Annotated in this window: 13 protein-coding genes and 2 pseudogenes; 13 read left to right on the forward strand and 2 right to left on the reverse strand. The window is 45.2% G+C overall.

Translation table 11 applies throughout. The features are described from left to right. Positions 1 to 114, forward strand: a pseudogene (locus tag QZ918_RS23695) (IS30 family transposase); the annotation flags it as partial. 676 nt (positions 115 to 790) lie between these two features. On the opposite strand, the gene QZ918_RS23700 reads toward QZ918_RS23695, so the two are convergent. Further along, on the reverse strand, positions 791 to 3481 hold the full coding sequence (locus QZ918_RS23700) for a protein kinase domain-containing protein (protein WP_293338959.1): 2691 nt from the start codon (positions 3479 to 3481) through the stop codon (positions 791 to 793). A gap of 38 nt (positions 3482 to 3519) precedes the next feature. Between QZ918_RS23700 and QZ918_RS23705 the strand changes: the two genes are divergently transcribed. Next, positions 3520 to 3699, forward strand: coding sequence for a hypothetical protein (locus tag QZ918_RS23705; RefSeq protein WP_293338962.1), 180 nt, complete (start codon positions 3520 to 3522; stop codon positions 3697 to 3699). Positions 3700 to 4146: 447 nt separating this feature from the next. Here QZ918_RS23705 and QZ918_RS23710 read toward each other — a convergent pair whose 3' ends face one another. After that, complete coding sequence (locus QZ918_RS23710) at positions 4147 to 5046, reverse strand: alpha/beta fold hydrolase (protein ID WP_293338965.1); 900 nt, start codon at positions 5044 to 5046, stop codon at positions 4147 to 4149. A gap of 233 nt (positions 5047 to 5279) precedes the next feature. Here QZ918_RS23710 and speB point away from each other — a divergent pair, with 233 nt between their 5' ends. The 11 genes and pseudogenes from speB to QZ918_RS23765 all read left to right on the forward strand — a co-directional run bounded on the left by speB (position 5280) and on the right by QZ918_RS23765 (position 16512). Further along, positions 5280 to 6209: an agmatinase gene (speB, locus tag QZ918_RS23715; protein ID WP_293338969.1), complete on the forward strand. Its 930-nt coding sequence runs from the start codon at positions 5280 to 5282 to the stop codon at positions 6207 to 6209. A 287-nt stretch (positions 6210 to 6496) separates the two neighbouring features. Continuing rightward, the gene (locus QZ918_RS23720; protein WP_293338972.1) at positions 6497 to 7054 is read left to right on the forward strand and encodes a thioredoxin family protein; all 558 of its coding nucleotides are present in this window, start codon (positions 6497 to 6499) and stop codon (positions 7052 to 7054) included. A 211-nt stretch (positions 7055 to 7265) separates the two neighbouring features. Further along, entirely contained in the window at positions 7266 to 8054 is a 789-nt protein-coding gene (gene modA / locus QZ918_RS23725; RefSeq protein ID WP_293338975.1) for a molybdate ABC transporter substrate-binding protein, read from the forward strand. A gap of 168 nt (positions 8055 to 8222) precedes the next feature. Next, a complete protein-coding gene (gene modB, locus QZ918_RS23730; RefSeq protein ID WP_293338978.1) occupies positions 8223 to 10133 on the forward strand; it encodes a molybdate ABC transporter permease subunit in 1911 nt (636 codons plus the stop codon). A gap of 192 nt (positions 10134 to 10325) precedes the next feature. After that, positions 10326 to 10724 (forward strand): peptide-methionine (R)-S-oxide reductase MsrB, encoded by a 399-nt coding sequence (gene msrB, locus QZ918_RS23735; RefSeq protein ID WP_293156724.1) that lies wholly within the window; start codon positions 10326 to 10328, stop codon positions 10722 to 10724. 144 nt (positions 10725 to 10868) lie between these two features. Continuing rightward, positions 10869 to 11597, forward strand: coding sequence for a UMP kinase (gene pyrH, locus QZ918_RS23740; protein ID WP_293156721.1), 729 nt, complete (start codon positions 10869 to 10871; stop codon positions 11595 to 11597). Then, on the forward strand, positions 11584 to 12132 hold the full coding sequence (frr, locus tag QZ918_RS23745; protein WP_293339033.1) for a ribosome recycling factor: 549 nt from the start codon (positions 11584 to 11586) through the stop codon (positions 12130 to 12132). The genes pyrH and frr overlap by 14 nt, the downstream gene beginning before the upstream one ends. Positions 12133 to 12595: 463 nt before the next feature. Continuing rightward, on the forward strand, positions 12596 to 13594 hold the full coding sequence (locus QZ918_RS23750; RefSeq protein WP_293338981.1) for a FecCD family ABC transporter permease: 999 nt from the start codon (positions 12596 to 12598) through the stop codon (positions 13592 to 13594). A gap of 124 nt (positions 13595 to 13718) precedes the next feature. After that, positions 13719 to 14504: pseudogene (locus QZ918_RS23755) on the forward strand (ABC transporter ATP-binding protein). A gap of 253 nt (positions 14505 to 14757) precedes the next feature. Then, complete coding sequence (locus QZ918_RS23760; protein WP_293338984.1) at positions 14758 to 15666, forward strand: ABC transporter substrate-binding protein; 909 nt, start codon at positions 14758 to 14760, stop codon at positions 15664 to 15666. A gap of 30 nt (positions 15667 to 15696) precedes the next feature. Next, on the forward strand, positions 15697 to 16512 hold the full coding sequence (locus tag QZ918_RS23765) for a class I SAM-dependent methyltransferase (RefSeq protein WP_293338987.1): 816 nt from the start codon (positions 15697 to 15699) through the stop codon (positions 16510 to 16512). Positions 16513 to 16594 lie beyond the last annotated feature (82 nt).

Consider the following 16594-nt stretch of genomic DNA (forward strand, 5'->3'; position numbering starts at 1 on the left):
TTAGAAAAGGCAGTGGATTTGATTAACAATCGACCGAGGAAATCGCTTGACTATCGAACCCCTTTTGAAGTATTCTATGGACATACATCAGACACTGTTGCACTTCAGATTTGAATTGGCGCTTTTTTAGTGTTACTAGGGCTTGGACTATATCACTACCAACAGAAAAAGCGTGAGCCATTTGTTCTATTAGCAGCATCGGGGGTATTCTTGTTAGCCCTTTCATTCCGAACTGTCGATCGCGCAATTTGTCCTTACTTTTCAACGGGCACTCATTTTCTTTGGCATCTTTGTAATGGTATTTTGCTGTACTTATCAGCAAGAGCATTAATCCTAAACAGGTCTATGATGGAGTAGGGTTTACTTAAGAAAAATCTGACTTGCCCAAAATGGCTATATTGCCAGAAAATCGTCAGATGAAATTCATCAAAAGCATTAAGTAAACCGTATTGCAATACAATCCACTCCATCAAGAGAAGAGTTTTGAACCGTATTGGGGCGCTTTTGGCGCAGAGGGAAGAGTATTGCGAGGGTTTTGGATGTCGTAAAAAAACCTTTTATCCCTCCCCTCTCTGTGTTCTCTGTGTTCTCTGCGGTAAAATATTCTTAATATCTACTTCACCTCTTTATAATCCAAAAATCGTCAGATGAAATTCATCAAAAGCGTTAAGTAAACCGTATTGGTCTATGATGGAGTAGGGAGCGATCGCCTCTACCCCTCTCCACATCCCTAAGCACCTCTTTTAGCAACATCCGCTCTAAATGCCGGGAGTAAGCTAAAATCTGCAATCTACCGATCGACTGGCATAAAATCGTAACCCGTACCGGATTTAGAATCGGGTACAATTTGCAAAAGAGCTACTTTGCTATTGCGATCGCCACTCGACAAAAATCTAATTTCCCCCGTGGCACCGCTAACTTTGAAATCCTCAGCAGCTAAGGCTTTAGCCAGCATCACTCGCCCCGCTTTACCGCTATTCGGAGCAATTTGCCCGATCGACCTTCCCAGCCGCAACACCTGCACCGCATCGTAACTCATCGCCGTCCGCCAGTTAACATCAATTCCCCACAAATTTCTAGCTGATTCTACAAATTTTTGATTTTTACTATCAGCAAAATGCCAAGGCACAGAAATTATCGCCCCGTTCAAAGCTGCTCCACCCTGTTTCAATAAATCCGTATTGTATAGAGCATCACCGCCAATTATTGGCAAACCTTTTTGATTATTTTTAGCGATTTCCAGGAATGAATTTACAGTATCTGAATCTGGTAGCAAAACCAACACATCTGCTTCCATCCCATCGATGTGCGCCGCAGAATTTGGCTCAGATAAATCTACTTCTTTAACAACTTGACCGCCTTCCAGAATCAAAGTAGTAGAAAAAGCTGTTTGCAGCGACTTGCTATAAGAACTTTTGGAATTGTAAAAAACCGCAGCCGTGCTTTTTTTCATGCCAGTTAACATATAGCGAGCTAAAGCCGTACCTGTAAATTGGTCGCTCGGTATCGTCCGAAAGAAATAGTTTACTCCGTCAGGGCGCCTGGGAACCGTTGCTAATTGAATGCTCGTGCTCGTAGGTGCGATCGCCACCATTTGATTTTGACTGTAAATTGGAGCAACTGCGATCGAAGTTTTGCTGGTGCCGTGACCGACAACGGCTAAAATACTGCTATCTGCAATCAGACTCTGTGCAATAGCCTTCGCCCGATTTTCATCATTACCGTCATCAGCAATTACTACCTTTAAAGGCACTCCCGCCTTAATTGCTTCGTCTTGAGCTTGGGCTATCCCGCGCAATATTTCCGCCGCCCCGCTGAGATTGTCGCCAATCGGAACTACTGCGGCAATTTTCAAAGCTTGTGCAGTACCGAGTCGAGCGTTATTGAGATAAATTAAAGTTTCCGCGTCTGTGCGATCGACTTGGAAAGCCGCTTCTAGCTGATTTACCGCCGTTTTGAAGTCACCGCTGGCGATCGCGCGAACTCCTGCTTGCTTGTCAGGATTTGCCGTGCTGGCGAACAAAATGCGATCGCCCGCACTGATGTAACTGCTGGCATCTACAGGCGAGGAAGTTTGGGCATTTTCCGGTGTCACCCCAGGCAAAGATGTTACTTGAGAATCGCTAGGATTCAGACTTTTCTCAGCTAAGTTTACAGCATTTTTTAGGATACTTATCAACTCTTTTTTAAATACAAAAGCACCCGCACCTAAAGCAATTAAAAATATCAAAAATACATAAATAAGCCAGCTTTTTTTGCTGCTTTTTTGAGAGTTGGTCGGTTCCTGAATGCTCGCCAAAGTAGCCGCTGTCGGCTCCTCCAAAGCTGCCAACATTTCCTTAGCGGTATGGAACCGACTTCGGGGGTGAAATCTAATCGCTTTATCCAGAACTGCGGCAAATCTCACACTCACCTTTGATGAATGATTCTGCCAAAGCATCTCCCGAGTTTGGGGGTCAGTTTCTAAATCCTGCGGCCACTTTCCAGTTAGTAAATAAATTGCCGTCAATCCCAAACTGTACAAATCGCTCGAATATTCGGGTCTGCCTGCCGCTTGTTCCGGAGCCATAAATTGGGGCGTTCCAATGGATATTGTTACATGATTCCCCCCAGAAGTTACCGATTGATTAATTGTTTCCTTGACGACGCCAAAATCTATCAAAACTGGTTCATCATCAGACTTGCGTAAGATAATGTTTTGAGGTTTAATATCTCGGTGAATAATCTGTTTTTCGTGTATGTAATCCAAAACAATTAGCAGGCTAGTAAGAATTTTCTTGACTTCCTCCTCGGTCATTTTTTCAACTACTTTGACTCGGTTGTTAAGCGTTTCCCCGTCTATCCATTCCAGCGCCAAGAAAAATAAACCGTTTTCCTCAAAGTGCCCGTAAAGTTTGGGGATTTGAGAATGCCCTTCGCCCAACTTTTCCAAAACAGCAGCTTCTTGAGAGAAACGCTCTCGAACACTTTGATCGATATCAGGATTATTTGTCTGCGGCTTAAGCTGCTTAATAACACAACACCGGTGCGAAGGCATTTGCGTGTCTTGGGCCAACAATGTTAAGCCAAAACCTCCTTCTCCCAACTTCTCAATTACCCGGTACCGATTGTTTAAAAGTTGTTCTGATTCTGGGTTGGGTTCCGGCGGCTGCAAAATCTCGCCGTTGATTTGCACGGGACTTTCTACTGCGAGAATTCCATATTTGCCACTCCCGTTTGGTTCGGTATGAATTAGCATGGATGTGTCGCCGTTGTCTTTTAACTTTCTCTTGAGTTCAAAAATGCGATCGACTATTATTTTCTCTTCGTCACCTGTTGGGGGACGCTTGTACAACACATTAAAAATCGCTGTCGGTGCGACATATTTGCCGTAGTGTTTGCTCAACAGCAGCAGCACGATATACTCTTCTTTGTTTAGGTCTATGCACTCGGAACCTAGCTTGACGGCGCGGGTTTTAGTGTCGATGTTCAAGTTGTTCATACCGAAAAGTTTTATTGATAACTAAGAAATTAATAAAAATGCAAGTAATTGGTAAGAAATCGAGTATAGCCTCGATCGGGCAGATATGGTACAATAACAGCACTGGGTCAACTACTGGAGAGATGCTTAGCTCGTCAACTGGATCGAATGCTCGTACCAGAGGCTGCAAAACAGGCTCGATCGCCGATTGCACGAGGGAGAACCCAAAATATCCTTAACGGTTAGACTTAATTGTATAAATATTTGATTTATAGCCAAACCGCAGATTGACGCAAATCGACGCAGATGTATTTCGAGATAAGTCTTCTTAAAAATTTTCAAGTTCCGTAAATAGCGATTGCCCGCCGTGAGTTGCACTGATTCAGGATTTTCGGCAGGGAATCGATCGCATTCAGTTACATGGCAGTCTCTCTGACTACAATATTGTTGGCAACTCGATAAATTTGGCTGGAACCTCTGACCAAATTGCTGTAATTCAAGGCGGTTTTACACCTGACAGTTTCCTGTTTGTGTAATATCAATTATGGAGGAGACGGCAATGCCGTTTCCCACCGAAAATAATATTGTAGGGACATGGCACTGCCGTGTCCTAATTTCTTCTTCCTTCTTCCTTTGTGTCCTTGGCGTCTTCGCGGTTTAATAAAACTAATTTTCGCTGTCAATTGTCAATTGTCAACTGTCAATTGTTTAATCCATTCGAGTAAAATCGGATTGACTAATTCCGGGGCTTCATCCTGGGGACAATGGCCTACGCCCTCCAGCGGAATAAACTTTTCTACAGCCGGAAACTTGGCTAATTCTCGCCCGAGGGCGATCGGCTCCCAAGGGTCTTTTTCGCCCCACACAATCAAAGCAGGACAGTTCAAACGCGGTAACAAATCCTCCGGTAAGGGGCCTTGAGAATAGCTAATAAATGCTACAAATACATCCACTGCGCCGTTGTCTCGCGATGGTTTTAACAAGATTTCTACAAGTTCGTCGCTGACTGCTTCGGGACGGTGATAGGCTTGCAAAAGCACTTTTTTGACTGTATTCGGCGTTGCCAATTGTTTGAAAAATAATTGACTAATCCACTTGACATTTAAAATTTTTTGTGCAATTGGCGCTCCAAAACTGCGATACCAAGGCATTTCGGCGCGTTTGCGATCGTGCAACAAGCGCAGGGAACAATTGAGTAAAATGACACCAGAAGCAATATTGGGAAAATCAACGGCGGCTTGCATAATTGCTACGCAGCCGATCGAATTTCCCACCAAAAAAGCCGGCCCGCCCGCAACTTCCCGACAAAAATCGGCAATTAACTCTCCCCAAGTCTCAAAAGTATAGTCAATCTCCAGCTTGGGTGCAGGCTTAGCAGAAGCGCCAAAACCGATAAGATCGATCGCAAAACAGCGACAATCGGCAGCCAACGCCGGTAAATTCTTACGCCAGTGGCCCCAAGACGCCCCAAAACCGTGGACAAGCACCACCGCCGGGCCCTGGGTGCCCGCAGCCTGGTAACAAATCGGAAAACCTTTCCACATCCAGGTTTGAGGCGCAAGAGCAGTTAACGTAGAAGAAGTCATATAGGTAAAAAAGTGAAAATTTAAGAGTTGGAAGGACTAAAGTCCTTACTACAAACCGTATCGCAATTCGAGGCAACTGCTAGGACACAAATCCCAAACCTTCGCTCCCTCCTCCCTCTGCGCCCTCTGGCGCTGGTGCGGTTAAATCCTCTTTCTCCTTCCTTTGCAGTTAGAGTCGATACTATGTCACGATTAAAGATGCCGATTTTTTTTGCCTTATTGAAATTTCCCCTATGCCAGCGATCATCTCAACTTCCGTCGTGCCGTTTCTAGGATCGGAAATCGTACCCGACTACGACACAGCCCGAGTAGTTATTTTACCCATTCCCTACGAGGCAACCACCACCTACCGCCGCGGGTGCGAAAACGGGCCGGCTAAGCTGCTAGAAGCTTCTCACCAGCTCGAATGCTACGACGAAGAACTCGATCGCGAAGTTTGCTACGATGTTGGTATTTATACCGCATTGCCGATCGCCGATACCCGCAACAAGCAACAAGTTTCATCCTTAGAAATGTTGCAAGTTACCCAACAAACCGTACACCAGCTAATTACCGAAAATAAGTTTGTCATCTCCCTCGGAGGCGAACACAGCATCACCGCCGGCGTTGTCGAAGGCTACCGCCAAGGATATCCCGACGAACCCTTTACAGTGGTGCAAATCGACGCCCACGGGGACTTGCGGCACGAATACGAAGGCTCGATTCACAACCACGCCTGCGTGATGCGACGGGTTGTCGATATGGGCTTACCGACACTGCAAATCGGGATTCGCGCTATCTGCAAGGAAGAAGCCGACTTGATTAAAGCTAAACAGCTAAACGTGTTTCGAGCTCGGGAAATCGCGACTCAACCGGATTGGGCCGATCGCGCCATTGCTAGCATAACAACCAAACGAGTATTTCTGACGATCGACCTAGACGGCATCGATCCAACATTAATACCAGGAGTTGGCACTCCGGAACCAGGTGGGTTAAATTGGTATTCGCTCACCGGATTTTTGCGCCGCGTATTCGAGTCCTACGAAGTAATCGGCTGTGACATCATGGAACTAGCACCTGTTGTAGATTCTGTAGTCTCAGAATTTACCGCCGCCAAACTAACATACAAAATGATTGGATATCAAGCTCTGGCGAAAGGTTGGCTAAAGCAAGACGAGGAATAAATCGCCAAGTCCGAATTCAAATAGGCTGTTAGTCAGGCTATAATTAAGTTCAACAGTTGTAGGGGCAGTGCCCCCGTGCCTGCCCTATAGAGTTGGCCGAAGGAGAGCTACCTCTACCCAGGAGTCCGAGTATTGGAGTAATGAATAGTCCGATCTTAATTTGTCCTTCAAAGACGGGCGGGCTTTCAACCAATTCTTTCTGGTAAAGTCCAAAAACAACCTATTTGATTCGCACCGATCCTTTCATCTTTCAACTTGGAAAATACTGCTCCTCACCTCCTGAAAAAATGAGTTTAATCAGCGAAACAACAGGTACTCCCATTAACGGCTACGCTCCCGATTTTGAACTTCCGGGAGTTGACGAAGACGTTCACCATTTATCTCGATATTTAGAAAAATTTCGAGCGATAGCGGTGATATTTATGTGCAATCAGTCTCCCTGCGTCGAGTTGTATCTCAATCGCCTCAAACAACTGCAAGCAGATTTTCAAGATAGAGACGTTACTTTAATCGGGATTAATGCTAATGATGCCAACCAACATCCCGACGAAAATTTTGAAAATATGAAAATTTTTGCAGCCAACAATCAACTCAACTTCCCGTACATCCGAGATATGGCTCAAGATGTGGCTGAGAGTTTTGGGGCTTCTCATACGCCGGAGGTTTTTTTGTTAGACCAAGACGGCAGATTGCGCTATAAAGGTTTAATAGACGACAACGCCGACAATTCAGAAGCGGTGCAATTTTCTTATTTGCGAAGTGCGATCGACCAATTGCTGAATGACCAACCGATAGAACCTTCGAGTACAGAGGCGATCGGTTGTACTCTCAAATGGCGAGCATAGACGGCGGTTGAAACCGCCAGAAAGTCAAACATAGACGGCGGTTGAAACCGCTTCTACACAAACATAGACGGCGGTTGAAACCGCTCCTACACAAACGATGTCCGCCGGACGCCGACTGAAGAAGATAACGTATTTTAACCGCTCTTCAACCCGCTTGGCATGGGTTTCGTCTGTATAGACGCGGTTTCAACCGCCCGGTCTTATATTTCTGATGAATTCAAAAAAAACTCCTATTCTCAATTTAATTATTGCAGCAATTGTGGCGATCGCACTGCTGATTAATTGGACTCCCGCCACAGCGCAGCAGCGAACATCTTTAACCGTATCCGCTGCCATCAGCCTCTCGCCAGCCTTAACAGAAATCAAAACAGTATATCAAAGCAGCAATCCCAATGTGAATATTACCTATAATTTTGGTGCTTCCGGCGCCCTAGCCCAGCAAATTCAGCAAGGAGCCCCGGTAGATGTGTTTTTCAGCGCCGCTACCAAACAAATGGATGCTTTGCAGCAAGCTAATTTGCTCCTCAACCAGACACGACGCAACCTCCTGACAAATCGCCTGGTATTGATTGCACCCAAAAATAGCGCTGTTTTGAGCGATTTTAAACAGTTGGCGGATGCCAAAATCAAGAAAATTGCGATCGGCGAACCCAACAGCGTCCCCGTCGGACAATACGCCCAGGAAATGCTAGCTAAACTAGGATTGTGGCAGCAAATTAAGCCAAAATTAGTGCTAGGAAATAACGTCCGTCAAGTGCTGACATTTGTCGAAAGCAGAAACGTTGATGCTGGCATAGTCTACGCCACTGACGGCAAAACATCCGACAAAGTAACTGTACAGCTAACAGCGGCCGCAAATTTGCACTCGCCCATCGTTTATCCCCTAGCAGTTATCAGAAACAGCCGCCATCCCGCAGCCGCCAAAACCTTTGTTGAGTTCTTGGCGGGCGATCGCGCTAAAATAGTATTTCAGAAATACGGATTCGGTTTAGCTCGTTAATTAGCTAAGATTAAGACGGCGGTTGAAACCGCGTCTTGTCAAACGAAGTCCGAGCTCAGAGGGACTGAATAAAATAACATAATTTTAACAGCTTGTTCTTCAACCCACGGAGGTGGGTTTTGTCTGTATAGACGCGGTTTCAACCGCCCGGTTTTATTAATCCCAAATATGGAATTCGACTTATCTCCATTGTGGATATCCCTGAAAACATCAGCCATCGCCACATTCTTTACCTTCTTTCTCGGAATCGCCGCCGCCCGCTGGATGCTTTCAACCCGCATCCGAGGTAAAGCCTTGATTGAAGGCATTTTCATCTCTCCCTTAGTTTTGCCGCCCACAGTCGTCGGATTTTTGTTGCTGCTGCTGTTTGGGAGAAATAGTGCGATCGGTCAATTTTTGCTAAAATTCGACTTAACAATCATCTTCACTTGGCAAGCCGCCGTAATTACAGCCACAGTCGTATCATTTCCCCTGATGTACAAAACTGCTTTGGGATCTTTTGAGCAAATTGATACCAACCTTCTCAATGCAGCCCGCACTTTAGGTGCTTCCGAATGGACAGTTTTTTGGCGGATTATGCTACCGCTAGCATGGCCGGGAATTTTAGCAGGAACTATTCTCGCATTTGCCCGCGCTTTGGGTGAATTCGGCGCGACTTTGATGTTAGCTGGGAATATTCCCGGACAAACTCAAACTATCCCGATGGCAATTTATTTTGCTGTGGAATCTGGGGATATGAGGCAAGCTGCTATTTGGGTTTTGATTATTCTTTGTCTAGCTTTTAGCGTGCTTACAGCTGTTAATTATTGGACTGATTTACAAAAAAAATCTCCCCAACCAAATCCTAAATATCGCCATCGTAAGTTAATTATAAACGGGGTTCAGGCTTCTAACCTGGACGGGCAAGATGCCCATCCCACAACTTATTTACATTTTCCAGATAAACCGCAATCTAATGTTGCTAAATTGGCTAATTATGGTGGCACAAATAAAAAAAATAATCAACCGGGAACAGGACTTTTTCTAAACATCTTTAAACCTCTTTCTGGCTTTGCATTAAATGTCGGTTTCGATATCGGGCAGGAAGTGCTGGGAATTTTGGGCGCGTCGGGTTCGGGCAAGAGTATGACTCTGCGCTGCATCGCAGGTTTGGAAACTCCAACTAGCGGTAAAATTGCAGTCAACGGTAAGGTTTTATTCGACTCAGTACAGGGCATTAATGTACCTTCTAAAGACCGTCATATCGGTTTTTTGTTTCAAAACTATGCTTTGTTTCCGCACTTGACTGTGGCTGAAAATATTGCCTTTGGCTTGCAGCATTTATCTGCAAGCGAGCAACAACTTCGAGTCAAGGAACAACTAATTTCGGTGCAAATGTCGGGACTGGAAAATCGCTATCCGCAGGAACTTTCGGGCGGCCAGCAGCAGCGGGTGGCTTTGGCGAGGGCGATCGCAAGTTCGCCGGCTTTGCTGTTGTTAGATGAACCTTTTTCGGCTTTGGATACGCACTTGCGGAGTCAACTGGAACGGGAGTTAATGCAGACTTTGGCTAATTATCGAGGCATTACCTTGTTTGTCAGTCACAATTTAGAGGAGGTTTACCGGGTGTGCGAGAATCTGTTGGTTTTGGCTGATGGAAGTGCGATCGCCTTTGATACCAAACAGAACATTTTCGATCGCCCGCGCAACTTCACCGTCGCCCAGTTGACGGGCTGTAAGAACTTTTGTGCTGCTAAACCTGTTGCTGAAACTGTCGTGGAGGCGATCGACTGGGGCTGCGATCTGACTGTCGCGGAGCCAATTCCCAAATCTCTAGTTTCTGTAGGAATTCGGGCTCATCAAATCAGTTTTGTCAGCGCGTGCGATCGCGAAAATACATTTCCTTGTTGGATCGCCTCAACGGTGGAAACTCCGCACCGGGTGACATTATATCTCAAGTTGCACTCGCCTCCCCACGATTCCCAAGATTATCACTTGCAAGCTGAAGTTTTCAAGGAAAAGTGGCGGGCAATTAAAGACAATCCTTTTCCCTGGTATGTTCATTTGGAGCCAATTAGGTTAATATTAATGGAGGCATGAGTTAACAGCAAGAGACAGTCATATTATGTCCAATAAATTGTCCCTCAAAAAGGTTCGTAGTGAGGACTTTAGTCCTCAGAGGACTGAAGTCCTCACTACGAACCCTTTAGGTGGCGGTAATATAAGGAGATAATATTAACCGTTAATGGTTAACTATAAACAACTAATTTCATCTACTCCAAACATTAAACCATGACAGACAAAGTTAAGAAAACCGATGCCGAATGGCAACAGCAACTCACGCCCGAACAGTTCAAAGTCACCAGAAAAAAGGGAACCGAAAGAGCTTTTAGCGGCGAATATCACGACAACAAAAAGCCCGGAACTTATAAGTGCATTTGCTGCGGCACCGAACTGTTTACATCAGAAACAAAATACGATTCCGGTACCGGTTGGCCGAGTTTCTACGCTCCCATTAAAGAAGAAAATGTCAGGAATGAGGCGGATAATGCCTTGTTCATGCGCCGTACTGAGGTACTGTGTGCTGTTTGTGACGCTCATCTCGGGCACGTATTCAACGATGGGCCCAGGCCAACCGGTCAGCGTTACTGCATGAATTCTGCTGCTCTTGATTTCGTTCCCAAGGAATAAATTCCGCCAACAGATACTGCTAAGTTCTCACCAAAGTATTCTGGAACAAGCCCAAAAGCCTGTTCCAGGCAATTTTATGTTCAAAATGCACCCGTGCTGCTATCTTATGGTGGAGGCAAACAGAAGTAAAAAAATAGTGGCGGCATGGGGATGGTTTATCAGCGGGTTTTGCTGAAGCTCAGCGGTGAGGCGCTGATGGGTAGCTTGGGCTACGGTATCGATCCGGTAGTCGTTGGGTCGATCGCCCAGGAAGTGGCCAAAGTCGTTTCCGAAGGCATTCAAATCGCGATCGTTGTCGGCGGCGGCAATATTTTTCGCGGCGTGAAAGCTGCTTCCGCAGGGATGGATCGGGCAACAGCCGACTATGTGGGCATGATTGCTACGGTAATGAATGCTATCACTTTGCAGGATGCACTGGAACAAGCAGGAGTGCCAACAAGGGTACAATCGGCGATCGCCATGCAAGAAGTAGCTGAACCCTACATTCGGCGGCGCGCCATTCGTCACTTGGAAAAAAAACGGGTAGTGATTTTTGGTGCCGGTTCTGGCAATCCTTTTTTTACTACTGATACTACAGCCGCATTGCGGGCGGCTGAAATTGATGCAGAGGTGATTTTTAAAGCGACGAAGGTAGATGGGGTGTACGATTCTGACCCCCACGTCAACCCAGACGCACGCAGGTATCAAACCCTCACCTACGCCCACGTCTTGAACCAAGACTTGCGGGTGATGGACAGTACCGCGATCGCCCTGTGCAAAGAAAATAATATTCCTATTATGGTATTTGACCTCTCGGTATCGGGCAACATCTACCGAGCCGTAATGGGAGAATCTATTGGAACTCTTGTCGGAGGATTTTGTGAAGTTAGCTGAAGCTGAAGATCATATGCAAAAGGCAGTTGAGGCTACTCAACGGTCTTTTAATACTATCAGGACGGGACGCGCCAACGCCTCCCTCCTCGATCGAGTCATGGTAGATTATTACGGAACTCCAACTCCGATCAAATCCCTTGCCAATATCGGCACCCCGGATGCGACAACGATCAACATTCAACCGTTCGATCGCACAGCGCTTACCTCAATCGAAAAAGCAATTTCCCTGTCCGATGTAGGCCTCGTACCTAACAACGACGGTTCAGTTATTCGCTTGAACATTCCACCGCTTACCAGCGAAAGACGCCAAGAATTTGTCAAAATGGCCGCGAAGTTTGCCGAAGAAGGTAAAATCGCAATTCGCAATATCCGTCGCGATGCCGTTGACTCGATTCGCAAGCAAGAAAAAAGCAGCGATATCTCTAAAGATGAATCGCGAGACTTGCAAGATAAAATTCAAAAACTGACGGACAAGTACATTGCCAAAATAGAAGATGTTCTGGCATCGAAAGAGAAAGACATCACGACAGTCTAAGAATCAGTAGTGATTAGTTATTAGTGATTAGTGATTGGTTAGTAGTTACCAACTCAAATCCAACGAGCGATCGCAAATAACAAACAACTAATGACACTGACTAATAATATCATGTCCGCTCGATTACTATAGTAAAAAAGGTTCGTAGTGAGGACTTTAGTCCTTAGGAATCAAAGACTAAAGTCCTGACTACAAACCCGATCGCGGGCGGAGCGAAGCGGAGGGAATTGATCGGACATGATTACTAGGCATAAACTTTATTATATCTTCGATTCTGGAGATTTTCCACAGCCGAAAAATGGGAGTTTTTAGGGCTAATCGTTCCTTGAACCCCAGCAGAGCTAAAGCTAAAGGAGTTGTGTCACGGGGCTATACAGATATTTTTTAAATCCAGTAACCATTTAGGGAATTATGTTAATTATGGCGATCGCACCTTTACCTAAAAATTAACTGGTATAACGTATTGAATCTGCAAAAAATCTGGCTCAAACATCGAGTTTTTCAGGCTTCTGCGATCTTAGGATTGGGTTTGCTATTAACGATCGCCCTTTCGCTTTCTTTTGGTGCAGTACCGATGAGTACAACTCAATTGTGGCAAGCATTTCTGCACCAAGGCGATACAGTTAATCAAACTATTTTCTGGGAATTGCGTTTGCCCAGAATAGTCGCATCGCTGACAGTAGGTGCAGCTTTGGGAATGTCAGGAGCATTGCTGCAAGGTTTGCTCCGTAACGGATTGGCAGATCCTTTTGTATTAGGAATTTCGGCGGGTGCGGGGTTGGTTGCGATCGCAATGCTAACTTTGGGAGTATTGCAAAGTTGGGTGCCTTTGGCGGCTTGGGTTGGTGCAATTTTAACTTCGATGTTAGTCTATTTTTTGGGACGGACTAAAACGGGGCTTTCTGTGGAACGTTTGATTTTAGCTGGTGTTGCTGTCAGTGCTTTATTTGGTTCGATTCAAACGACGCTGATTTTGTTAGCTGAAGACAGCAGAGTGCAAGCAGCCTTAAATTGGTTAATTGGTAGTTTAAACGGGCGTGGTTGGTCTGATGTGCAGCTTGTTTCACCTTATATTTTGGTGGCTTTGCTGTTAGGATGTTTTATGGCTCGTGGATTAAATTTGTTGGCTTTGGGTGATGATTTGGCTGTTGGTTTGGGGGTTTCGCTGGTGCGATCGCGCTTATTGATTGGAGGTATTGCCACTTTGCTAGCTGCGAGTGCTGTCAGCATCGGCGGATTGATTGGTTTTGTGGGATTGGTGGTGCCTCATGGGGTACGTTTGTTGGTTGGTAATGATTATCGGTTTGTGTTGCCAATGAGTGCGATCGGTGGTGCTTGGGTGTTGACTTTTGCCGATTTTTTGGCTCGTTTGGGTGCGGTAGAATTGCCTGTGGGTACGGTGACAGCTTTGTTGGGTTCTCCGCTATTTGTTTGGCTGCTTTATCGGCGTTCTAGTTATTAGTCATTAGTCATTAGTCATTAATCATTAGTCATTAGTTAATTGTCATTTGTTAACTGTCAACAATGCCCAATGCCAATGCCCGATAACCAATTCCCAATTCCTAATTACCCATTACGAAAATAGAATGTCTTTAGAAATTCAAGATTTAACTGGAGGCTACGGCGAAATTGCGATCGCCCACAATATCACTTTATCTTTGCAACCTGGCGAGTGGCTGAGTCTGATCGGTGCGAACGGTTCCGGTAAGTCTACTTTCTTAAAATTAGTTAGCCGCATCCTCACTCCACAGCAAGGAAGTGTATTGCTCGACGGCAAAGCCATTCATACTGAATCTGCTGCGATTGTCGCTCAAAAATTAGCGATTTTGCCGTAACAGCAAACAGTACCAGAAGGTTTGACAGTTCGACAATTAGTCAGTTTGGGACGCGCTCCCCATCAGGATTGGTGGCAGTGGGAATTGAGTAAAGAAGATGTCCAAAAGGTGGAACTTGCGATCGATCAAACAGGGATTGACGAATTTCGCGATCGCCCCGTCGAACAACTCTCAGGAGGCGAACGCCAGCGAGCTTTCCTCGCCTTAGCCTTGGCTCAAAATCCGCAAGTTTTGCTATTAGATGAGCCGACAACTTATCTAGATATTTGCTATCAATTGCAATTGCTAGAATTACTTAAAAAACTAAATATAGAACAAAGGTTGACGATTGTTACAGTGCTGCACGAAATTAATTTAGCTGCCAGGTATAGTTCGCGAATTGCTATGCTAAATAAAGGCAAACTTTTTTGTATAGGAACTCCCGCCCAAGTTTTAACTCCTGATAATTTATCTCAAACTTTTGGTGTGGAAGCTATTATTTTAGAAACTTCAGTAGGATTGCAGATTTGTGCGATCGCCCCTGTATCTCATAGCTAGTTGGTAGAGGGGTACGCACGCAGGGCTGTTTCATTCTCTTGTAGGGGCGGTGCCCCCGTGCCCGCCCCAATCTCTGAAACACCGACCAAATCCTGGATGGGGAGGGTAGGCACGGGGGCACTACCCTTACAAAACCCAGGTTTACACGAGCAGACTATTGACATATTAAGTCATTAAGCGCTAAGGTGCGATCGAGCTTCCCATCAATTTCGTCTCAACTCCGGCTCAACTCCCTACAACTCCAGCCTAAATCATGTACAAAACTTTGTTCGATCGCACCGCAATCCTATTGCTGAGTTTAGCATTTACCGCTTGCTCCGCCGCCACTTCACCCCAAACCCAGCAATCAAATCCTGTACTTTCACCGCCCGCCAATCAATCGGAAATAACTAACACCGAATCAGCACAAAAAGTCGTAGCCTTAACACCTTTAACCGCCGATATTATCCATCAACTAGACAAAAACAAACTTGTAGGAATTCCCGGTAGCAAGTTAGTTAGCAGCAACCCCAAATTTACCGAAATTACTACCGTAACTGCCGATCGCACTCCGCCCAACTTAGAAAAAATTATCGCATTAAAACCCGATTTAGTCGTAGGTGCGGCGGGATTTCACGACAAAGCAATGGAAAAATTGCAGCAGCTTGGAATCAAAACTTTGTTAACTCAAGTTGATAGCTGGAAATCCTTAGAAGAGTTAACCACAACCCTAGCTAAATCTCTCAATGCCAATCCCGAACCGCTTTTGAAACGCTACCAAACTTTTTTAGCCGACATCCCAAATCAAAACCCTGCAACTTTGGTTTTGGTAAGCAGACAACCGATTTTATCGCCAAATCAAAGCAGTTGGGCTGGAGACTTGCTGAGCAAGTTCAACGTCAAAAATGTCGCGGCGCAATTGCAAGGAGATAGCCCGATGCGCGGCTACGTAACACTTTCAGCCGAAAAAGTTTTAGAAGCCAATCCCGAAGTCATCATTGTAGTCGATCGCGAAAAGGGAATGCTAGACAAGTTTAAATCTGACTCATTTTGGAAGCAGCTAAAAGCCACCAAAAATAATCAAGTCTACGTTTTTGACTACTACGGAATTGTCAACCCAGGCAGCATTGAAAAAATCGACAAAGCAACAGCTAAACTCAAACAAGTCATTGCCAAAAAGTAGAATTTTCCCCATAATTTACAGAAAAAAGTCATGACTAAAACCAAAGTTGAACTAGGAACAGTCCAAGAAACCCTACTACTTACCCTATGGGCAAGGGCAGTCGAAGCCACCAAAGCAGACCCAATTTTGAGAGATCCAAAATCTCAAGAAATTCTCGAACAAATTGACTATGATTTCTCTAAACTTGAGGAAGCCAAAGGCACACAAGTAGCCGTTTGCCTGCGCGGACTAATGTATGATGACTGGGTTAAATCTTTTCTTCAAGAAAACCCCAGCGGTACGATTGTCGAGATTGGATGTGGCTTAAACACTCGTTTTGAAAGACTTGATAACGGTCAAGTGCGGTGGTTTGATTTGGATATGCCCGACTCGATCGCAGTCCGAGAAAAATACTTTTCGGAGACAGAAAGACGCAAATTAATTGCATCTTCTGTACTAGATGATAGTTGGGTTGATGCAGTAAAAGCAGTCGGTTCGGGCCCGATTATGTTTGTGGCAGAAGGAGTGTTGATGTATTTTACTGAGGCGCAGGTAAAGCAGCTATTAGCTTTGTTAGTCAAGAACTTTCCCGGCTGTTACTTTGTGTTTGATTCGATGTCGCCTTTTATGGTGAAAAATCAGAAGCAACACGACGCAATCAAACTTTATTCTGCCAAGTTTGATTGGGGAATTAAAGACATTAAAGATATCGAAAAATGGGATAATCGCTACCAAGTCACGGAAGTTAAATTCATGAGAGATGCACCTGCGAAGTATTACCAGCGGATGGGTTTATTCAATCGGTTGATTTTCTCAATTCCTCCTTTTAAAAATATGTATCAGTTAAATCTTACAAAGTTGGGATAAACTCACATTTTGCACCACCCTTCTCAACAACAGGCTTTCCGGCCTGTTCCACAAAAGATAAATTTTCTTGTGGAACAGGCCG

This window comes from Microcoleus sp. CAWBG58 (assembly GCF_020883045.1).
Lineage (GTDB): Bacteria > Cyanobacteriota > Cyanobacteriia > Cyanobacteriales > Microcoleaceae > Microcoleus.

What these genes read in the sequence shown, in the direction of transcription:
- QZ918_RS23710 (WP_293338965.1), bottom strand. Translation starts at nt 5,046, where the DNA reads ATGACTTCTTCTACGTTAACTGCTCTTGCGCCTCAAACCTGGATGTGG.
- QZ918_RS23720 (WP_293338972.1), top strand. Translation starts at nt 6,497, where the DNA reads ATGAGTTTAATCAGCGAAACAACAGGTACTCCCATTAACGGCTACGCT.
- QZ918_RS23760 (WP_293338984.1), top strand. Translation starts at nt 14,758, where the DNA reads ATGTACAAAACTTTGTTCGATCGCACCGCAATCCTATTGCTGAGTTTA.
- modB (WP_293338978.1), top strand. Translation starts at nt 8,223, where the DNA reads ATGGAATTCGACTTATCTCCATTGTGGATATCCCTGAAAACATCAGCC.
- QZ918_RS23765 (WP_293338987.1), top strand. Translation starts at nt 15,697, where the DNA reads ATGACTAAAACCAAAGTTGAACTAGGAACAGTCCAAGAAACCCTACTA.
- modA (WP_293338975.1), top strand. Translation starts at nt 7,266, where the DNA reads ATGAATTCAAAAAAAACTCCTATTCTCAATTTAATTATTGCAGCAATT.
- pyrH (WP_293156721.1), top strand. Translation starts at nt 10,869, where the DNA reads ATGGGGATGGTTTATCAGCGGGTTTTGCTGAAGCTCAGCGGTGAGGCG.
- QZ918_RS23705 (WP_293338962.1), top strand. Translation starts at nt 3,520, where the DNA reads ATGCAAGTAATTGGTAAGAAATCGAGTATAGCCTCGATCGGGCAGATA.
- QZ918_RS23700 (WP_293338959.1), bottom strand. Translation starts at nt 3,481, where the DNA reads ATGAACAACTTGAACATCGACACTAAAACCCGCGCCGTCAAGCTAGGT.
- speB (WP_293338969.1), top strand. Translation starts at nt 5,280, where the DNA reads ATGCCAGCGATCATCTCAACTTCCGTCGTGCCGTTTCTAGGATCGGAA.
- msrB (WP_293156724.1), top strand. Translation starts at nt 10,326, where the DNA reads ATGACAGACAAAGTTAAGAAAACCGATGCCGAATGGCAACAGCAACTC.